The 17,779-nt window shown below is 69.8% G+C and carries 13 protein-coding genes; 11 read left to right on the top strand and 2 right to left on the bottom strand.

The window, feature by feature from the left end:
• Window positions 1–69 precede the first annotated feature (69 nt).
• The gene (locus tag ACZ6Z4_RS33935) at window positions 70–2,610 is read left to right on the top strand and encodes a S8 family peptidase (protein ID WP_465574377.1); all 2,541 of its coding nucleotides are present in this window, start codon (window positions 70–72) and stop codon (window positions 2,608–2,610) included.
• Window positions 2,611–2,715: 105 nt separating this feature from the next.
• On the top strand, window positions 2,716–3,372 hold the full coding sequence (locus ACZ6Z4_RS33930; RefSeq protein WP_465574375.1) for a glyoxalase superfamily protein: 657 nt from the start codon (window positions 2,716–2,718) through the stop codon (window positions 3,370–3,372).
• 44 nt (window positions 3,373–3,416) lie between these two features.
• On the opposite strand, the gene ACZ6Z4_RS33925 is transcribed toward ACZ6Z4_RS33930, so the two are convergent.
• On the bottom strand, window positions 3,417–4,295 hold the full coding sequence (locus ACZ6Z4_RS33925; RefSeq protein WP_363676072.1) for a prephenate dehydratase: 879 nt from the start codon (window positions 4,293–4,295) through the stop codon (window positions 3,417–3,419).
• A 39-nt stretch (window positions 4,296–4,334) separates the two neighbouring features.
• Window positions 4,335–5,138 (bottom strand): lysophospholipid acyltransferase family protein, encoded by an 804-nt coding sequence (locus ACZ6Z4_RS33920; protein WP_465574369.1) that lies wholly within the window; start codon window positions 5,136–5,138, stop codon window positions 4,335–4,337.
• 316 nt (window positions 5,139–5,454) lie between these two features.
• On the opposite strand from ACZ6Z4_RS33920, the gene ACZ6Z4_RS33915 reads away from it, so the two are divergent.
• The 9 genes from ACZ6Z4_RS33915 (at window position 5,455) to ACZ6Z4_RS33875 (ending at window position 17,762) form a co-directional block, all read left to right on the top strand.
• Complete coding sequence (locus ACZ6Z4_RS33915) at window positions 5,455–7,794, top strand: M64 family metallopeptidase (RefSeq protein ID WP_465574363.1); 2,340 nt, start codon at window positions 5,455–5,457, stop codon at window positions 7,792–7,794.
• A gap of 143 nt (window positions 7,795–7,937) precedes the next feature.
• Window positions 7,938–8,435 (top strand): anthrone oxygenase family protein, encoded by a 498-nt coding sequence (locus ACZ6Z4_RS33910; RefSeq protein ID WP_465574360.1) that lies wholly within the window; start codon window positions 7,938–7,940, stop codon window positions 8,433–8,435.
• A gap of 58 nt (window positions 8,436–8,493) precedes the next feature.
• Window positions 8,494–9,321 carry a TIGR03936 family radical SAM-associated protein gene (locus ACZ6Z4_RS33905; RefSeq protein WP_465574358.1) on the top strand — a complete coding sequence of 276 codons (828 nt, stop codon included), beginning with the start codon at window positions 8,494–8,496 and terminating at the stop codon, window positions 9,319–9,321.
• A 143-nt stretch (window positions 9,322–9,464) separates the two neighbouring features.
• Entirely contained in the window at window positions 9,465–12,725 is a 3,261-nt protein-coding gene (locus tag ACZ6Z4_RS33900) for an Rne/Rng family ribonuclease (protein ID WP_465574356.1), read from the top strand.
• Between the two features lie 145 nt (window positions 12,726–12,870).
• A complete protein-coding gene (rplU, locus tag ACZ6Z4_RS33895) occupies window positions 12,871–13,188 on the top strand; it encodes a 50S ribosomal protein L21 (protein WP_344173618.1) in 318 nt (105 codons plus the stop codon).
• 12 nt (window positions 13,189–13,200) lie between these two features.
• Window positions 13,201–13,461 (top strand): 50S ribosomal protein L27, encoded by a 261-nt coding sequence (rpmA, locus tag ACZ6Z4_RS33890; protein WP_363676060.1) that lies wholly within the window; start codon window positions 13,201–13,203, stop codon window positions 13,459–13,461.
• Between the two features lie 111 nt (window positions 13,462–13,572).
• Complete coding sequence (gene obgE / locus ACZ6Z4_RS33885) at window positions 13,573–15,210, top strand: GTPase ObgE (RefSeq protein WP_465574353.1); 1,638 nt, start codon at window positions 13,573–13,575, stop codon at window positions 15,208–15,210.
• 58 nt (window positions 15,211–15,268) lie between these two features.
• The gene (gene proB / locus ACZ6Z4_RS33880) at window positions 15,269–16,381 is read left to right on the top strand and encodes a glutamate 5-kinase (RefSeq protein ID WP_465574351.1); all 1,113 of its coding nucleotides are present in this window, start codon (window positions 15,269–15,271) and stop codon (window positions 16,379–16,381) included.
• Between the two features lie 340 nt (window positions 16,382–16,721).
• Window positions 16,722–17,762 carry a hypothetical protein gene (locus ACZ6Z4_RS33875; RefSeq protein WP_465574348.1) on the top strand — a complete coding sequence of 347 codons (1,041 nt, stop codon included), beginning with the start codon at window positions 16,722–16,724 and terminating at the stop codon, window positions 17,760–17,762.
• Window positions 17,763–17,779 lie beyond the last annotated feature (17 nt).

Raw genomic sequence — 17,779 nt, 5'->3', positions numbered from 1 at the left:
CGGACGAAACGAAGGTGGTCCCGGCCGGACATGTGTGAGGTGAAGGCCGACCCGTCGAAGGAGCACCGCGTGCGCAAGAGACCCTGGACGATCCTGCTGCTGACCACCCTGATGTTGCTGACCCTCACTCCGGTCGCGGCCGAATCTGCTCCGCCCCCGACGCGGTCGATCACTCTGATCACCGGCGACAAGGTCGTCCTCGGAGCCGGCGACCAACTCTCGGTCGTGCAGGCGTCCGGCCGGGAGAAGATCGGCTACGAGAGCCGCCGCACCGCCGGCGGCTGGACAGTCATCCCGTACGACGTCCGCTCAGCCGTCGAGTCAGGCCGCCTGGACCGGCGCCTGTTCGACATCGATCTCCTCCTACGAGACGGCTACGACGACACCGCCCGCACCGACATCCCGCTGATCATCACCGGCGCTTCCCGTCAGGCGACGACCTCCGGCACCGCACTGTCCGTCCCGAAGAAAAGCGCAGCCGCCTTCCTCAGCCAGCAGTTCGCCCAGACTGCCCAGCCGAGCGGGGACGCGCGCAGCGAGCAGCCCGCCGGGCCGACCAGCCGAAATGCGCGCGGCGTGAAGATCTGGCTCGACGGCAAACTCCACCCCTCGCTCGACCACAGCGTCCCCCAGATCGGCGCCCCCGCCGCCTGGCAAGCCGGCTACACCGGCAAGGGCGTCACCGTCGCCGTCCTCGACACCGGCATCGACGCCACCCACCCCGACCTCACCGGTCAGATCGTCGCCGCCAAGAACTTCACCACCGACCCGTCAGCCGACGTCGTCGGCCACGGCACCCACGTCGCCTCGACCATCGCCGGCAAGGGCGCCGCTCCAGACGCCGGCCTCCCGGCCGCGAAGGGTGTCGCCCCCGACGCGAAGCTGCTCGACGGCAAGGTCTGCGACGACTTCGGCGGCTGCGCCGAGTCCGACGTACTGGCCGGCATCGACTGGGCCGTCGCCCAGAAGGCCAAGGTCGTCAACCTCAGCCTCGGCGGATCCAGCCAGGAGGGCGGCCTGCTCGACCAGGCCGTCAACCGCCTCACCCGAGACACCGGCACCCTCTTCGTAGTTGCCGCAGGCAACAACGGCCGCGCCGTCGAGTCACCCGGTACGGCGGCCGCCGCCCTCACCGTCGGCGCCGTCGACCGCGACGAGAACCTCGCCGGCTTCTCCGCCCCCGGCCCGGTCGCCGGCGGCGCGATCAAGCCCGACGTCACCGCCCCCGGCGTCGGCATCGTCGCCGCCCGCTCGTCGGCCTCGCACCCGCAGGACCCGGTCGGCGACCGCCACGCCCGGATGTCCGGCACCTCCATGGCCACCCCGCACGTCTCCGGCGCGGCCGCCCTGCTCGCCCAGCAACACCCCGCCTGGAAAGCCACTGAGCTCAAGGCCACCCTGACCTCGACCGCCCGCGCCAACCCCGCGCTCACGCCGTACCAGCAGGGTTCCGGCCGCATCGACGTCGCCCGAGCGATCACGCAAACCGTCGTCGCGACCACGACAAGCGTCTCCTTCGGTACCACCGCCTGGCCGCACACCGACGACAAGCCAGTCACGAAGCAGGTCAGCTTCCAAAATCTCAGCCTTAACCCAGTGACCTTGAACCTGGCCGCGGCCTTGAAGCAGGGCAACAACCCAGCGCCGCTGACCCTGAGCACCAACCACCTGACCCTGCCCGCCAACGGCCAGGCCGCGGTCGAGCTGACCTCCAACACCAACCACCAAGGCCCCGACGGTCTCTACGCCGGCACCCTCACCGCCACCGCGGGCAACCAAAAGCTCACCGTCCCCCTGGTCGCCGACAAGGAAGTCGAGAGCTACAACCTCACCCTCACCACGCTCGGCCCCGACGGCAAACCCCTCCCGGCAGCCCAGGTCTACCCAGGCCTCGTCGACCTGAACACTCTCGAAAGCCGCGACCCAGGCCGAGTCCCCAAGGGCAGCTACGCCCTCGACGTCACAGCCTTCGGCCCAGCCGGCGAGCACTACCGCATGGTCCAGCCCGCGCTCACCGTCGACCGCGATCTGCACCTGACGGTCGACCTCCGCAAAGCCAAGCCGGTCAAGCTCACCGTCCCGCGCACCGACGCCCGCACCTTCGTCGTCTTCTTCGGCTACGAGCTCCGCAGCCCGTCAGGCGCCAAGGCCCTCACCTTCAACCTGCAACCCGAAGGCGACAAGCTCTACCTCGGCCGCCTCGGCAAACCCACGGCACCCGACCGCTTCCAGAGCTTCGTCTCCTCGTACGTCGGCAAGCTCGCCGCCGATGGATCGCTCTCCGGTACGCCGTACCTCTACGGCCTGGTCGACACCCGCCGAGGCCAGTTCTTCGACGGCCTGCAACGCCGCATCTTCACCGACCGCCAACTGGCCCACGTCGTCACCCGCTACCAGGGCACGGGCGAGTCAACCTGGGCCCTGGTCGGCCGCCGCCCAGGCATCGACACCCTCCCGATCGCCGCGTCGGTGCACCTGCCGTCGACGGTCCACCAGTTCCTGGAGCCGCACACGGACTGGCAACAGATGCTCGGCGAAACCCAGCACGACCCCCGCCAGTACAAGCTCGGCACCACGACGTACGAGACCCTGACGACCGGACAGCGATGATAATCTCGAAACCGCAGGCGCGGGGTGACCCCCGGTCGTAGGGCGCAACGGCAGATCCGCCGAAAGGGCAAGGCCCACCTACTTCACCACCGAAGAGGGAGCGCCATGCCCAAACTGGAAACCTACAAGAAGCACGCGAAACTGCTCGTCCGCCGACACCGCGAGGGAAACCACTCGATCGGCGGCCGAATCCGGCAACTCGAGCGCTACCGCGAACTGTCGGACCGCGAAGCGCTCGCGCTGAAGTTCCCACTCACCGAGGCCCAGGAAATCATCGCCCTCGAAGCAGGCTTCACCACCTGGGCCGAACTCAAGGCAAGCACTGAAGGCGCGTCAGCTGCCGCCGAGCAATCGGCGGCTCTGAACCTCGCAGTCGCGAATGCCAACCCGGTGCTGTTCGTCGCCGACGTCGAGGCGTCGGCGACGTTCTACCGAGACCTACTCGGCTTCCGGATCGACTTCCTGCACGGCAGTCCGCCGTTCTACGGCTCGGTGTCCCGCGACGGCGCGACCCTGCACCTGAAGTTCGTCCACGAGCCGGTGTTTGCGCCCGGAGTCGCAGAGCGGGAAGGGCTGATCATGGCGTTCGTCGAGACGCCGTCCGTCCGCGACCTTTACGCCGAGTACCTGGGCGCCGGTGCCGAGATCGTGCAGAAGCTGACCAAGCAGCTCTGGGGCGGCACCGACTTCATCGTGCGCGACCCGGACGGGAACGCGATCGCGTTCGTCGGCCTTGCCCGCCCCCTGCCTCTTCCTTGCTGAGTTTACAAGCGGAGGTGGCGGGATCGGCGGGGTTGTCCACAGGTTCAGTGGTGCGGTCGCAGGGCCCGGTTCGCCGCGGGCTCTGCGATCTGCGCCCGGAACGGGTGCGCGGGGTAGACCCCGAGCAGCCGGACCTCGACCGAGAAGAACGCGAGCTCCTCCAGCGCCAGCGCGACGTTCGGGTCCTCGGGGTGGCCCTCGACGTCGGCGTAGAACTGGGTGGCGAAGAAGGTGCCGCCGAGTTGGTAGCTCTCCAGCTTGGTCATGTTGACGCCGTTGGTGGCGAAACCGCCGAGGGCCTTGTAGAGCGCCGCCGAAACGTTCCGGACCCGGTAGATGAAGCTGGTGATCACCGGGCCCGAGCCGACCGGCGGGACCTCCGGCTCGCGGGACAGGACCAGGAAGCGCGTCGTGTTGTGGTGCTCGTCCTCGACGTCCGTGGCGAGCACGTCCAGCCCGTACAGGCCGGCGGCGGCCCGCGGCGACAGCGCCGCGACGGTCGGGTCGCCGAGCTCGGCGACCTCGCGGGCGGCGCCGGCGGTGTCGTCGGCGACGACCGTGGACCAGCCGTGCTCGCGGATGATCTTGCGGCACTGGCCGAGCGCGTGGACGTGGCTGCGGACGGTCGTGATCGTGTCCACGGTGGCGCCCGGCACGGCCATCAGCTGGAAGTGGATCGGCAGGAAGTGCTCGCCGATGATGTGCAGCCCGGACTCCGGGAGCAGGTGGTGGATGTCGGCGACCCGGCCGGCGATCGAGTTGTCGACCGGGATCATCGCCAGCGCGGCGCGCCCGGTGCTGACCGCCTCCAGCGCGTCCTCGAACGTGGTGCAGGGCAGCTGCTCCCGGCCGGGGAACATCTCGGTGCACGCCATCGCCGAGTTGGCGCCTGGCTCACCCTGATAAGCGATCGGTCCGTCCACGATCATCCAGGCTACGCCCCGGTGATCTCAGACTGCGGATCAGGTGTCCGACTTGCGGACCTTCTTGGGGGCGCCGGTGGTCGCCCGGCCCTCCAGCTGCTTGGCCTTGGTCGCGTACATGTCGACGTACTCCTGGCCGGACAGCTCCATGATCTTGTACATGATCTCGTCGGTGACCGCGCGCAGGATCAGCCGGTCGCCCTCCATCCCGTCGTACCGGGAGAAGTCCAGCGGCTCACCGAACCTGACCGTCGGGGAGGCCAGCGACGCCACCACCTTGCCGGGCGGTGCGACCACGTCGGTGCCGATCACGCCGACCGGGATCACCGGGACCTTCGCCTCCAGCGCCAGCCGGGCGACGCCGGTGCGGCCCTTGTAGAGCTTGCCGTCGTGCGAGCGGGTGCCCTCGGGGTAGATGCCGAACAGCTCGCCGCGCTCCAGCACCTTCATTCCGGCCCGGATCGCGCCCTCGGACGCCGAACCGCCGGAGCGGTCGATCGGCACCTGGCCGGTGCCCTTGAAGAACCCGCGCTGGAACCGGCCCTTGATCCCGGCGCCCGTGAAGTAGTCGGACTTGGCCACGAAGGTGATCCGGCGGCGGACCGCGAGCGGCATGAAGATCCAGTCGGCGTACGACAGGTGGTTGCTGGCGATGATCGCCGCGCCGACGTCCGGGATGTTGTCCGCCCCTTCGACCTTGGGCCGGAAGATCCGCTTCACCGGCGGCCCGAGCAGGACGTTCTTCAGGACCCAGTAGATGCCCTTGCCGTCACCGTCGCCAGTGTCGTCGACCTGCTGGTCGCGGTCCGGTTCGGGCCGCGGCGACTGTGCCGGTTGCGTCATCGATGTCCTCTCCTCACGATCCCCGAGCCCTCATGATGCCGTACGACGCCTGAACATGCGGTACGACGCCGTCGCACAGCGTCGTCGCGGTGGTGAAATCCGGCGGGCCGACACCCACCACTGATCAACCTCACCGCCCCTCCGGTCCCCACGCCTGGCGCAGCGTCGGAGGCCGGCCGTGGCGGGGGTTGATCAGTGGTGGGTGTCGGCAGGCGGCGCGCGGCAACCAATGACAAGCCCGCCCGCTGCTTCGTAGGCTTCTCACGGCGGGCTCGGCACGGGCCGCCGGGGGCGCCCGAGCAGGAGGGCAGCGGTTGTGAGGACTGCTTCAAAGGTTCGCCGGCTGACGGCGGTGGTGGGAGTGGCGGCGGCGGTGTTCGCCGGGCTGCCGCTCGCGGCGGCGACGGCGTCGGAGAGCACGACAGCGGCCCCAACGGCGGTCGAGGCGAAGGTGGTGCCGCTGCAGGTGACCGGGCCGGCGGCGTCCCGGTTCAACCTGGTGGTGATGGGCGACGGCTACACCGCCGCCGAGCTGCCGAAGTTCCGCGAGCAGGTCGACAAGCACCTGAACATCCTGTGGAGCATCGAGCCGTTCAAGTCGTACCGCAACTACCTGAACGTCTACGCGATCGAGATCCCGTCCCCGCAGAGCGGCGTCGACTGCGACCCGAACCTGACCTCCCCGAAGGTCGACACCCCGCTCAGCATGGGCTTCTGGGGCGGCTGCAACCCGGCCAGCGTCCAGCGGCTGCTCACGGTCAGCTCGAGCGCCGCCGCCCAGTACGCCGACCTGGTCGCCGGCACCACCTCCGCGAACCGCCAGATCCTTGCCATCGGCAACAGCAACACGTACGGCGGCGCCGGCGGCAGCTACGCGACCGCGTCCGGCGGCAACGCGCTCTCGGCGCTGATCACGCCGCACGAGCTCGGCCACTCGCTCGGCGGGCTGCAGGACGAGTACGACTACTACGCCCGCGGTGAGCGCGGCGCGCCGTACGAGGGTGGTGAGCCGAGCTCGATCCACCACACGCTGCTGACCGAGCAGCAGATGCTCGCCGAGCAGAAGAAGTGGTGGCGCTGGCTCGGCGACGACTCCGAGAGCGGCGGCAAGATCGGCCGCTTCGAGGCCGGCCAGTACGCCGGGTCGGGGATCTGGCGGCCGAGCAAGCACTCGATGATGAAGGTGCTCGGCTACTACTTCGACCAGGTCTCCCGGGAGCGGATGACGCAGCGGATCTCCTCGCGCGCGACGCTCTTCCAGGCCAGTACGCCGGCCGGCACGGTCGCCGGCGACCAGGTCGTCTGGCTGCAGACGCTGCACCCCGCGAGCCACGAGCTCGACGTCACCTGGACGCTCGACGGCACCGAGCTGGAGACGGACAACGCCCGCGCGCTCGACCTCGGCACGCTCGACCTGGCGCCGGGTACGCACACGCTGACCGCGAAGATCGTCGACCCGACCGACTTCGTGCGCGACCCGGCGGTTCGAGCGTCGAGCGCCCTGACGGCGACGCGCACCTGGACGGTCGACACGAGCAAGCGCGCTCCCGCCCCGGCCGGCGAAGCCGCGCCGGCGGCGTCCGGGGCCGACTCCACCCCCGCCTTCACCACCTCCACCTCCACCGACCACCCGGTGAACGCCGACGAGGTCGTCTACGTCGAGACCACCCAGTCCGACACCGCGCAGCCGCCGGTCAGCTGGCAGCTCGACGGCGCCGACGTACCGAATCCTGGCAACGACCGCGACTTCGCCCTCTCCGGACTGCAGCTGTCCGGCCGCCACACGCTGACCGCGACCGTCGGCACCGACACGCTGACCTGGACCGTCGACGCCGCCCAGGCCGAGGTCACCTCGACGCTGTCCAAGCCGCTGCTCACGGTGCAGAAGCCGACCGGCCCGGAGTACGTCTACAACGACGCGTTCACGATGAAGCTGACCGCGACCGACGACAGCCCCGGGTACGTCGTCCCGGAGTTCCGCGTCGACGGCGACGGTTGGTACAACTACTACGGCTGGCCGACCGACGCGAACGCGCCGTTCAAGTTCACCGCCGAGGGCACCGAGATCGACCAGCTCGTCTACGGCAAGCTCGGCGTTCCGCGGGTGGTGCCGTGGGACGACGTCCCGTCCGGCTACGGCCGGCACCAGGTCGAGTACCGCGCGATCGATGCCTCCGGCAACATCGGTACGGCGAACCGCTTCGCGGTCACGCTGCTGAAGCCCGCTCCGGACTGTACGACGACGATCACCGGCGTCCGGAACGGCCCGCTGATGGTCGCGAACGGCGTCACCTGCTTGCAGGGGGCAACGGTCAACGGCCCGGTCAGCGTCGCCGCCGGGGCATCGCTGGTCGCCACCGACAGCCGGATCTCGGGTCCGGTCCGCGCCGTTCGCGCGGCGCAGGTCCACCTGCTTCGGACGACGGTCAACGGTCCGGTCGCGCTCGAGGCGACCACCGGCGCCGCGGTCGTCGTCGGCAGCACGGTCAGTGGCCCGGTCTCGGTGACCGGCGCACGGACTGCGGAGCCCGTCGTACTGGCGGGCAACACGGTCAACGGCCCGCTGAGCTGCTCCGGCAACACCGCGTCGCCGAGCAACCTGCAGGCCCCGAACAAGGTCGCCGGCCCCCGATCGGGGCAGTGCTCGGCGCTCTGATGCGAGGGGAGGGGGGCGAGCGGCCCACCGGCTCGGGCGGGGCAGCTCGCCCTTCTCCACCCCCCCCCGATGACAGGTCGATGGCAGCCCCGCACCGGTACGTTGCCGGTGCGGGGCTCACTGTCGAGCTGGGGAGGGCTGGGATGGACGGACTACGGGTGGCGGCGCTGCTGGCCGCCACGCTGACCACGGGAATGGTCGCCGGGGTGTTCGGGATCTACGCGAACGCGATCATGCCGGGACTGGCCAAGACCGACGACAGGACCTTCGTCGGCGCCTTCCAGGCGATGGACCGGGCGATCATCAACCCGATCTTCCTCGGCCTGGGCTTCGTCGGCTCGCTGGTCCTCACGCTGCTGGCCGGCATCCTGCACCTCGGCGAGGACGTCTTCGCCTGGATCGCGGCCGCCTTCGTGCTCTACCTGATCACCTTCGTGGTCACGATCGCGGTCAACGTCCCGATGAACGACGCTCTCAAGGCGGCCGGTGACCCGGACACGATCGACGTCGCCGCCGCCCGGGCCGCCTTCGACGAGGCCCGCTGGCGCTCGTTCAACCTCCTCCGGGTCGCGCTGAACACCGTCGCCTTCGGCTTGCTGGCCTGGGCGCTGTACCTGACCGGGAAGAGTCACGCACCGTAGTACCGGCAACGGACCGTGAGGATGTGAGTCTGCGGCGCCGGGCTGTCAGAATGCGGTCGTGGCACCTGTACAAGCTCCGCCGTCCCAGCAGCTCCCCGCGGTCCAGAAGTTGCGCGTGCGCTTCGCCAAGCGCGGGCGCCTGCGCTTCACCTCGCACCGCGACTTCCAGCGCGCCTTCGAGCGGGCGGTCCGGCGCGCGGAGCTGCCGGTCGCGTTCTCGCACGGGTTCAGCCCGCACCCCAAGATCTCGTACGCCGGCGCCGCGCCGACCGGCGCCGCCTCCGAGGCGGAGTACTTGGAGATCTCGCTCACACACGAGCGCGAGCCGGACGCCGTCCGGGCCGCCCTCGACGAGGCGCTCCCGCCCGGTCTGGACGTGCTCGACGTGGTGACCGCCACCGGCGGGTCGCTGGCCGAGCAGCTGGAGGCCAGCGAGTGGGTGATCGCGTTGCCCGGTGTGGATCCGGCCGAGGCGGCCACCGCGGTCGAGGCGTTCCTGGCCCGGGAGGAAATTCTGGTCGAGCGCATGACCAAACGGGGGCTTCGCTCGTTCGACTGTCGGGAGGCCGTTCTCCGACTCACCGTCGGTAGTGAACCGGTTGCGGTTGCCACGTGTGCGATACTGCAAGTGGTGTTACGGCACGGAACCCCGGCCGTGAGACCCGACGACGTTCTCGCCGGTGTGCTCGAAGTAGCGACGCTCCAGGTGACGGGCCCAGCTCTGCTGACCAGGCTCGCCCAGGGCCCGCTCATCGCGGCCAGCGGCACAGTGGACGATCCGCTCGCTCGAGACCGCGACGCCAACCAGGCGACCGCGACCGGCCAGGCGGTAGACCATGAGACGCATCCAGCGGAGGGCGACGTCGCCGCTCCGACTGCGCCCTGAAGCGTGGGGGAGCGGGACCCAGCAGGCTTCCGCCGTGCCGGCCACCCGCCGGAAACGGCGAGACCGTGACCGCCTTCTGGGCGCGCCGGACCCGTGACAGGGGTCGCAGGATGCGCCGGAGGGCCTGAGGAGACCCGCACTGCATGCTCGACAACGAGCCGAACACCACTGAGGCCGACACGTCGGCCGCGACCCCGCCGGCCCGCAAGGCCGCCGCTCGCAAGACCGCTGCGAAGAAGACAGCGGCCAAGACCACCACCACCCGCAAGCGCACGGTCAAGAAGACCGCCGCGCCCGCCGAGGTGAGCACCCAGTCCGACGCCGAGAGCGCCGACCCGGCCCCGGCGCCGGTCAAGAAGACCGCGGCCCGCAAGACCGCCGCCAAGGCGCCCGCCAAGAAGGCCACCGCCAAGCGCACGGTCAAGAAGGCCGCCGCCGCTGCCGAGCCGGCCGCCGACGAGGCCACCCCGACCGCCGACGGCGGCCCGGTCGTCGAGACCCCGGCCCCGGCGAAGAAGACCACCCGCCGCCGCACCACGAAGAAGACCGCGGCGCCTGAGCCCGACCTGCTCACCCCCGACTCCCCGCTCACCGACGGCCCGGTCACCGACGCGGAGGAGGACGAGGAGGCGCTCGCAGCAGCCGCCGCCCTGGCCGGCTCCGCAGCGGCCACCACCCCCGGATCAGCTGCCGACTCCACGGCTACTACTTCCAGCGCCGCAGCGGCCTCAGCCACAGGCAACGCTTCCGGCGCCACCCAGGTTGCCGGCACCACCGCCGAGCAGGCTCCCAAGTCGGTCACCACCACCGGCACCTCGTACGTCACCGTCGGCGGCGGCGCCCCGGCGGCTCCGGCCGCCGAGACCCCGGCCGACGAGCCCGAGGCTCCCCGCCGTACGCGCCGTCGTGCCCCCGCCGCCGCGCCGCTGTTCCAGGCGCCGGTCGAGGTCGCCCCGCAGGCCGCGGCGACCAGCCCGGTCGAGGCGACCCCCGAGGCCGAGGCGCCGCGCAAGCGGACCCGCAGCCGCCGCGGCGCCGCCGCTGAGGTTGCCCCCGAGACGGCGACCGTCGACGTACAGGCCGAAGAGGCCGACGAGCCCGGTACGACGCGCCGCCGCCGTTCGCGCCGTGGACGCGACGCCGAGGAGGTCGCGGCCGACCGCGCCGAGCCGGTGCTCGAGGCCGCGCAGGACATCAGCGCCGAGGACGCCGCGGCCGACGCCGACGACGACGGTGACGACGAGAACGGTGAGGGCACCCGCCGGCGCCGCCGCCGTCGCGGTGGCCGTCGCCGCCGCAAGTCCGGCGAGGGCGCGGACGACAACGCCGACGACTCCTCCGACGAGGACGACAGCGACGACGACACCTCCGCTGACGCCGAGGCCGAGGACGACACCGAGCAGTCCGACGACGAGGGCGCCGGCAGCTCGTCGCGGCGCCGCCGTCGCCGTCGTCGCCGTAAGGGCGAGGAAGGCTCCGGCTCCGCCGACGACCCCGACGAGACCGTCGTCCGGGTCCGCGAGCCGCGCAGCAAGAACACCGCGAACGAGATCACCGCGGTCGAGGGCTCGACCCGCCTGGAGGCGAAGAAGCAGCGCCGCCGCGAAGGTCGCGCCGCCGGCCGCCGCCGGGCGCCGATCGTCACCGAGGCCGAGTTCCTGGCCCGCCGCGAGTCGGTCGAGCGGGCGATGGTGATCCGCGCCCGCGGCGACCTGACCCAGATCGCGGTCAGCGAGGACAACGTCCTGGTCGAGCACTACGTCGCCCAGGAGGAGCAGGTCTCGCTGATCGGCAACGTGTACCTCGGCCGGGTGCAGAACGTGCTGCCCAGCATGGAGGCCGCGTTCATCGACATCGGCAAGGGCCGCAACGCCGTCCTGTACGCCGGTGAGGTCGACTGGGCCACGCTCGGCGCCGGCAACGGCCCGCGCAAGATCGAGTCGGTGCTCAAGTCCGGTCAGGCGGTCCTGGTCCAGGTGACCAAGGACCCGATCGGCCACAAGGGCGCCCGCCTCACCAACCAGATCAGCCTGCCCGGCCGGTACGTCGTGTACGTGCCGCGCGGCGGCAACGGTGGCATCAGCCGCAAGCTGCCCGACACCGAGCGGAACCGGCTCAAGTCGATCCTCAAGGACATCGTCCCCGACGAGGCCGGCGTGATCGTCCGGACCGCGGCCGAGGGCGCGACCGAGGAGGAGCTGACCGCCGACGTCAGCCGCCTGCAGTCGTACTGGACCGAGATCGACAAGAAGTCGAAGTCGGGCCAGGCGCCGCAGCTGCTGCACGGCGAGCCGGACCTGCTGATCCGGGTCGTCCGCGACCTGTTCACCGAGGACTTCACCAAGCTGGTGATCTCCGGTGACGACGCCTACGACCAGGTCCGCGAGTACGTCGAGCACGTCGCGCCGCACCTGGCCGACCGGGTCGAGAAGTGGAGCGGCGACGGCGACGTCTTCGCCAACTTCCGGATCGACGAGCAGATCAAGAAGGCGCTCGACCGCAAGGTCTGGCTGCCGTCCGGTGGCTCGCTGATCATCGACCGCACCGAGGCGATGACCGTCGTCGACGTCAACACCGGCAAGTTCACCGGCTCCGGGGGCAACCTCGAGGAGACCGTCACCAAGAACAACCTGGAAGCGGCCGAGGAGATCGTCCGCCAGCTCCGGCTGCGCGACATCGGCGGCATCATCGTGATCGACTTCATCGACATGGTGCTGGAGTCCAACCGCGACCTCGTACTGCGCCGCCTGGTGGAGTGCCTGGGCCGCGACCGGACCAAGCACCAGGTCGCCGAGGTGACCTCGCTGGGGCTGGTCCAGATGACCCGCAAGCGGATCGGTACCGGGCTGCTCGAGGCGTTCAGCGAGAACTGCGACCACTGCGGTGGCCGCGGCCTGATCCTGCACGACGAGCCGAAGGAGTCCCGCCGTGGCGGGGGCCGCGGCCAGCAGCAGGAGCAGAAGAACGGTCACGACCACGGCAAGCCGGCCGCTTCCGACGGTGAGGGCCGCAAGAGCTCGCGCCGGAACCGGGGCAAGGGCCGGCGTGACGACGAGCCGGCCGAGGCTGCTGAGGCGGCGCCGCACAACGGCGACGCGGCGCAGCGGCTGGCCCAGATCGCGGCCGCTTCGGCGGGGGCGAACGGGCACGGCGAGGACCAGGCGCCGTCGCAGGGCGACGCGCCGGCGGCTCAGGTCGACGCGCAGGCTCCTGACGCGGAGCAGGCGGCCGGCGTACCGGCGGACGGCGTACAGGCTGAGGCGGGCGTGGAGGCGGCTGCCGACGCGGACGCCGAGTCGAACGGCTCCACCCGGAGCCGGCGTCGCCGGAGCAGCCGGAGCCGGTCGAAGGCGGCCGAATCCGACGCGGACAGCGCTGCGGAGCTGGTCACGACCGCTCCCTAGGCCGTTTTGAAGTTTGCGACGCGTCCGTAGTAAACTTCCCTTTCGGCGCGCATCCTGCGTGCCTCCTTTGTGTGGGCCGGTCGCTTGACTCCATCAGCGGCCCGGCTCGGTAAGTCTTCCGAACAAACAGAGAGTGAGATCCACGGTGTACGCGATCGTGCGCAGTGGCGGCACCCAGCAGAAGGTCGCCGTCGGCGATGTCATCGAGATCGACAGCCTGACGGACCAGGTCGGCGACACGGTTTCGCTGCCCGCAGTCCTCGTCGTCGATGGCGACACCGTGACGACCGATGCCGCCGCTTTGTCCAAGGTGGCCGTGTCGGCCGAGGTGCTGGGCCGCAGCAAGGGCCCGAAGATCACCATCCTCAAGTACAAGAACAAGACCGGTTACCGCAAGCGCCAGGGGCACCGCCAGCACTACACCCAGGTCAAGGTCACCGCGATCGACGCGAAGAAGAAGTGAGCTGATCCAGAGATGGCACACAAGAAGGGCGCGGCGTCCACCCGTAACGGGCGCGACTCGAACGCGCAGCGGCTCGGCGTCAAGCGGTACGGCGGCCAGCTGGTCAACGCCGGCGAGATCATCGTCCGGCAGCGCGGCACGCACTTCCACCCGGGCACGCTGGTCGGCCGTGGTGGCGACGACACGCTGTTCGCGCTGGCCGAGGGGCGGGTCGAGTTCGGCACCCGTCGCGGCCGTCGCGTCGTCAACATCGTCCCGGCCCCGGCGGAGTAACACCGCCACCCGGCACGATTGCAAGCTCTGAGAAGGGCGGGTCGCGGAATACCGCGAGCCGCCCTTTTCGCTGTTCATGGAACCACCCCCTGCAGGAAGTAGAGAACACCGATGGCGATCCCCAGCTTTGTCGACCGGGTCACGGTGCACGTCACCGGTGGCAACGGCGGAAACGGCTGCGCCTCGGTGCACAGCGAGAAGTTCAAGCCGCTCGGCGGCCCGGACGGTGGCAACGGCGGTGACGGCGGCAGCATCATCCTGCGCGTCGACCCCGACCAGACCACCCTCGTCGACTACCACCGCGCCAGCCACCGCTCCGCGACGAACGGTGCCCAGGGCAAGGGTGACCACCAGAACGGCAGCAAGGGCGGCGACGTCGTCCTGCCGGTGCCCGACGGCACCGTGATCAGTACGCCGGACGGCGAGCAGCTCGCCGACCTGGTCGGGCCGGGCGCGGAGTACGTCGCCGCCGCCGGCGGCAAGGGCGGTCTGGGCAACGCGGCGCTGGCCAGCTCCACCCGCAAGGCGCCCGGTTTCGCCCTGCTCGGTGAGGACGGCGAAGAGCGCACCATCGTGCTCGAGCTCAAGGTCGTCGCCGACATCGGTCTGGTCGGCTTCCCGAGCGCGGGCAAGTCGTCGCTGATCGCCTCGATCAGCCGGGCCCGCCCGAAGATCGCGGACTACCCGTTCACGACCCTGATCCCCAACCTGGGTGTCGTCGTCGCCGGGGAGAACATCTTCACCGTGGCCGACGTACCGGGCCTGATCGAGGGCGCGAGCGAGGGACGCGGTCTCGGTCACGACTTCCTGCGGCACGTCGAGCGCTGCGCCGCGCTGGTGCACGTGATCGACTGCGCGACGTACGAGCCGGGTCGTGACCCGCTCAGCGATCTCGACACGATCGAGGCCGAGCTGACCGCGCACGGGGGCCTGGAGGACCGGCCGCGGCTGGTCGCGCTGAACAAGATCGACGTCCCGGACGCCCGCGAGATCGCGGAGATGGTGACCGCGGAGCTCGAGGAGCGCGGGATGCCGGTGTTCTCGATCTCGACCGCCAGCCACGAGGGGCTGGACGCGCTGAAGTTCGCGATGGCCGAGATCGTCACCAAGCGCCGGGCCGAGGTCGAGAAGCCGAGCGCGAACCGGATCATCATCCGGCCGCAGGCGACCGGCGGCGTCGAGTTCAAGGTGAAGAAGCTGCCCGACGGCGGCTGGCTGGTGCAGGGCGACAAGCCCGAGCGCTGGGTGCGGCAGACCGACTTCGCCAACGCCGAAGCGACCGGGTATCTGGCTGACCGGCTGAACCGGCTGGGTGTCGAGAAGACGCTGCTCGAGCGCGGCGCGCTGGCCGGGGACGCCGTGGTCATCGGTGACGGGCCGAACGCGGTCGTCTTCGACTTCGCGCCCGAGGTGCAGGCCGGTGCCGAGATCCTGGCCCGCCGCGGCGAGGACCACCGCCTCGAGGAGGACCGTCCGGCGGCCCAGCGCAAGAAGGCCAAGGACGAGCTGTACCACGCCCGCCGTTCCGGCGAGGTCCCGGCGTCGCCCGACCTTTCGGAGTACGGTGCGGGCTGGACCGACGACGAGGTCGACCTGTCCCCGGCCGAGGCGAAGGCGGCCCAGAAGGCCGCCGAGAAGCTGGCCCGCAAGCAGGCCCGTGAGCTGGAGGCCGAGCAGGAACTGCAGGCCGAGCTCGCGTTCGCCGCCGGCCAGGACATCGACGTCGAAGCGGAAGACCGTTTGAAGTAGTTGCCCTGAGCCCGCAATGGCGCGGGCCGGGGCCGCTGCACCCCTGGTGGGAGAGCTGATGAAACGCCGCGCGGAGGTCGTCCAGGCGACCCGAATCGTCGTGAAGGTCGGATCGTCGTCCCTGACCCAGCGAGGCCGGATCGACCTCGACCGCGTCCGCCAACTCGTCGACGCCCTCGCGGCCCGGCGCGTCGGCGGCACCGAGGTCGTCCTCGTCTCGTCGGGCGCGATCGCCGCCGGCCTGGCACCAATGGGCCTACGCTCCCGCCCCCGCGACCTCGCCACCCAGCAGGCCGCCGCGTCGGTCGGCCAGGGCCTCCTGATGGCCCGCTACAACGACGCCTTCGCCGCCCACGGACTTCGCGTCGGGCAGGTGTTGCTGACAGTCGACGACGTCACCCGCCGCTCCCACTACCGCAACGCCTACCGCACCTTCGCGCGCTTGCTGGAGCTGGGCGTAGTCCCGATCGTCAACGAGAACGACACGGTGGCCACCACCGAAATCCGCTTCGGCGACAACGACCGCCTGGCCGCGCTCACCAGCCACCTGGTCCATACGGATCTCCTGGTCCTCCTCTCGGACGTCGACGGCCTCTACAACGGCGACCCCCGCAAACCCGGCACCGTCATGCTCCCCGACGTCCGAGGCCCCGAAGACCTGGCTTCCCTCCAGATCGGCCGCACAGGATCGTCCGGCGTAGGCACCGGCGGCATGCAAACCAAGGTCGAAGCCGCCGCCATCGCCACCGCAGCAGGCATCCCGGTAGTCCTCACCTCAGCCGCCCGAGTCTCCGAAGCCCTCCAAGGTGATCCGGTGGGCACCCTCTTCCACCCCACCGGCCGCCGCCGCAAGACCCGCTTGTTGTGGCTCCAGCACGCGACCTCCGGCCAAGGCCGCCTCCAGCTCGACGAAGGCGCCGTCCGAGCCGTCACGGAACGCCGCACGTCGCTTCTCCCCGCCGGCATCCTCACGGTAGAAGGCACCTTCTCAGCAGGCGACCCTGTAGACCTGGTGAGCCCCTCAGGCACGGTGATCGCCCGAGGCTTGGTCAACTACGACGCAGCAGAACTTCCTGATCTGTTAGGCCGCAGCACTCGCGATCTGGCGAAGGAACTGGGCCCGACGTACGAACGAGAGGTTGTCCACCGCGACGACCTCGTCCTCCTGTAACAAGAGCAAAGAACAAGAGCAAAGAACAAGAGCAAAGAACAAGAGCAAAGAACAAGAGCAAAGAACAAGAGCAAAGAACAAGAGCAAAGAACAAGGATAATATAGGCGTTGGGCTGAGGTTGCGCGAAAAGTTGAGGCCTTGCAGTTGGCGCGAGGCCGCGATTGCCCCCCGCCGGGGCGAGGGCTGGACCTCTGCGGGCTGCTCGGCCAACATGAGTACGTGTCAGAGCCAACGACGAGATTTCCCGTCGGCAGGTGGGAGCGTGAGGTCGCCTCACAGTGGGCCGGATGGCGGGCCTCTGGCGAGAGCAGCAGACTCCAAGACCTTGAACGCCTCGCCATGGCGACCGGTGATCTTCTGGCGATGTATCTCAGTCATCCGGCAGAGGCTGTGATCAGAGTTCTGCCTAGGACTCTGACCAGTCGCGACTACCTCGACTTCGAAGATCCGGCAGAGGTCATCGCCTACACGATCCTGCATCTGTGTGACAGATGCGGCCGGATTCAGCAGGTGCTGGACCAGGTCTTCGCTGCAGGTCATCTGCCGCTGCGGAAGCAAGGGCCGACTGTGCTCGAAGTCGGAGCGGGACCGGCTCCGGCTGGGTACGCGATTCGAGACTATTACGACGACCTCCGGAGCTGGTCTATTGCGACCGACCAGCCGGTTGCAGTGGCTGGCCTGCGAAGACTATCCACGATCGATCGTGGAGCAGCATGGCAACAACTCGTTCATTGGCTGTCCGAGTTTCTGCTGGCGCGGGGACTGCGCCCTGATGGCGGGCCTGTTCCGTTCGACATCACGTATCCGGACTTGTCCGGGTACTCCGTACACAAGGTTCATCACGAGTCTGTTGCCGCCTCGGCACGTTGGATCCAGTACGAGGCGGAGTCCTGGGACGAGTACATCTCGCCGACCGAGGCGCGCCGTGAGGCCTACCGGTCGGTTGCGGGGCCTCCCAGCGCGTACGACTTGATCGTCCTGTGCAACTTTCTGACCAACAGCGCGATGACTGAGCAACTCGCGAAGGAGATCGCGGAGCTGGCATGTTCGCTGACCCCAGGCGGCATCTTTCTCGTACTCGGTGCTGTGGGCGGACCGTACCCAGGTGTGTACAGGCAACTGGACGACTTGTTTTCTGGTGTGCGCCCGCGGATTCACAAGCTCATCGATGCGACCATGCGAGCGCAGTCGGATCACGTTGTCAGGGATCTGGTAGCGGCACAGATTCGGGCTGCTACCGGTACCCTTCGCGACCTTGCGCCGGCAGAGTTTGCCGCAGTGGCGAGGTCGCTTGACGACGCGGTGCCGATCGATGAGCCGATGACCTTCCCCATGTTTCGAGTACTCGGATGGAAGAACGAAGGAAAACACCTGGCCTGAACAGCCCGGTGCTGAGT

It is taken from the genome of Kribbella sp. NPDC104740, assembly GCF_055583505.1.
The sequence above is the reverse complement of the archived record's forward strand: the minus strand, read 5'-3'. Positions and strand labels throughout refer to the sequence as shown.

What these genes read in the sequence shown, in the direction of transcription:
- ACZ6Z4_RS33930 (WP_465574375.1), top strand. Translation starts at nt 2,716, where the DNA reads ATGCCCAAACTGGAAACCTACAAGAAGCACGCGAAACTGCTCGTCCGC.
- ACZ6Z4_RS33900 (WP_465574356.1), top strand. Translation starts at nt 9,465, where the DNA reads ATGCTCGACAACGAGCCGAACACCACTGAGGCCGACACGTCGGCCGCG.
- ACZ6Z4_RS33920 (WP_465574369.1), bottom strand. Translation starts at nt 5,138, where the DNA reads ATGACGCAACCGGCACAGTCGCCGCGGCCCGAACCGGACCGCGACCAG.
- obgE (WP_465574353.1), top strand. Translation starts at nt 13,573, where the DNA reads ATGGCGATCCCCAGCTTTGTCGACCGGGTCACGGTGCACGTCACCGGT.
- rpmA (WP_363676060.1), top strand. Translation starts at nt 13,201, where the DNA reads ATGGCACACAAGAAGGGCGCGGCGTCCACCCGTAACGGGCGCGACTCG.
- ACZ6Z4_RS33910 (WP_465574360.1), top strand. Translation starts at nt 7,938, where the DNA reads ATGGACGGACTACGGGTGGCGGCGCTGCTGGCCGCCACGCTGACCACG.
- proB (WP_465574351.1), top strand. Translation starts at nt 15,269, where the DNA reads ATGAAACGCCGCGCGGAGGTCGTCCAGGCGACCCGAATCGTCGTGAAG.
- ACZ6Z4_RS33875 (WP_465574348.1), top strand. Translation starts at nt 16,722, where the DNA reads ATGGCGACCGGTGATCTTCTGGCGATGTATCTCAGTCATCCGGCAGAG.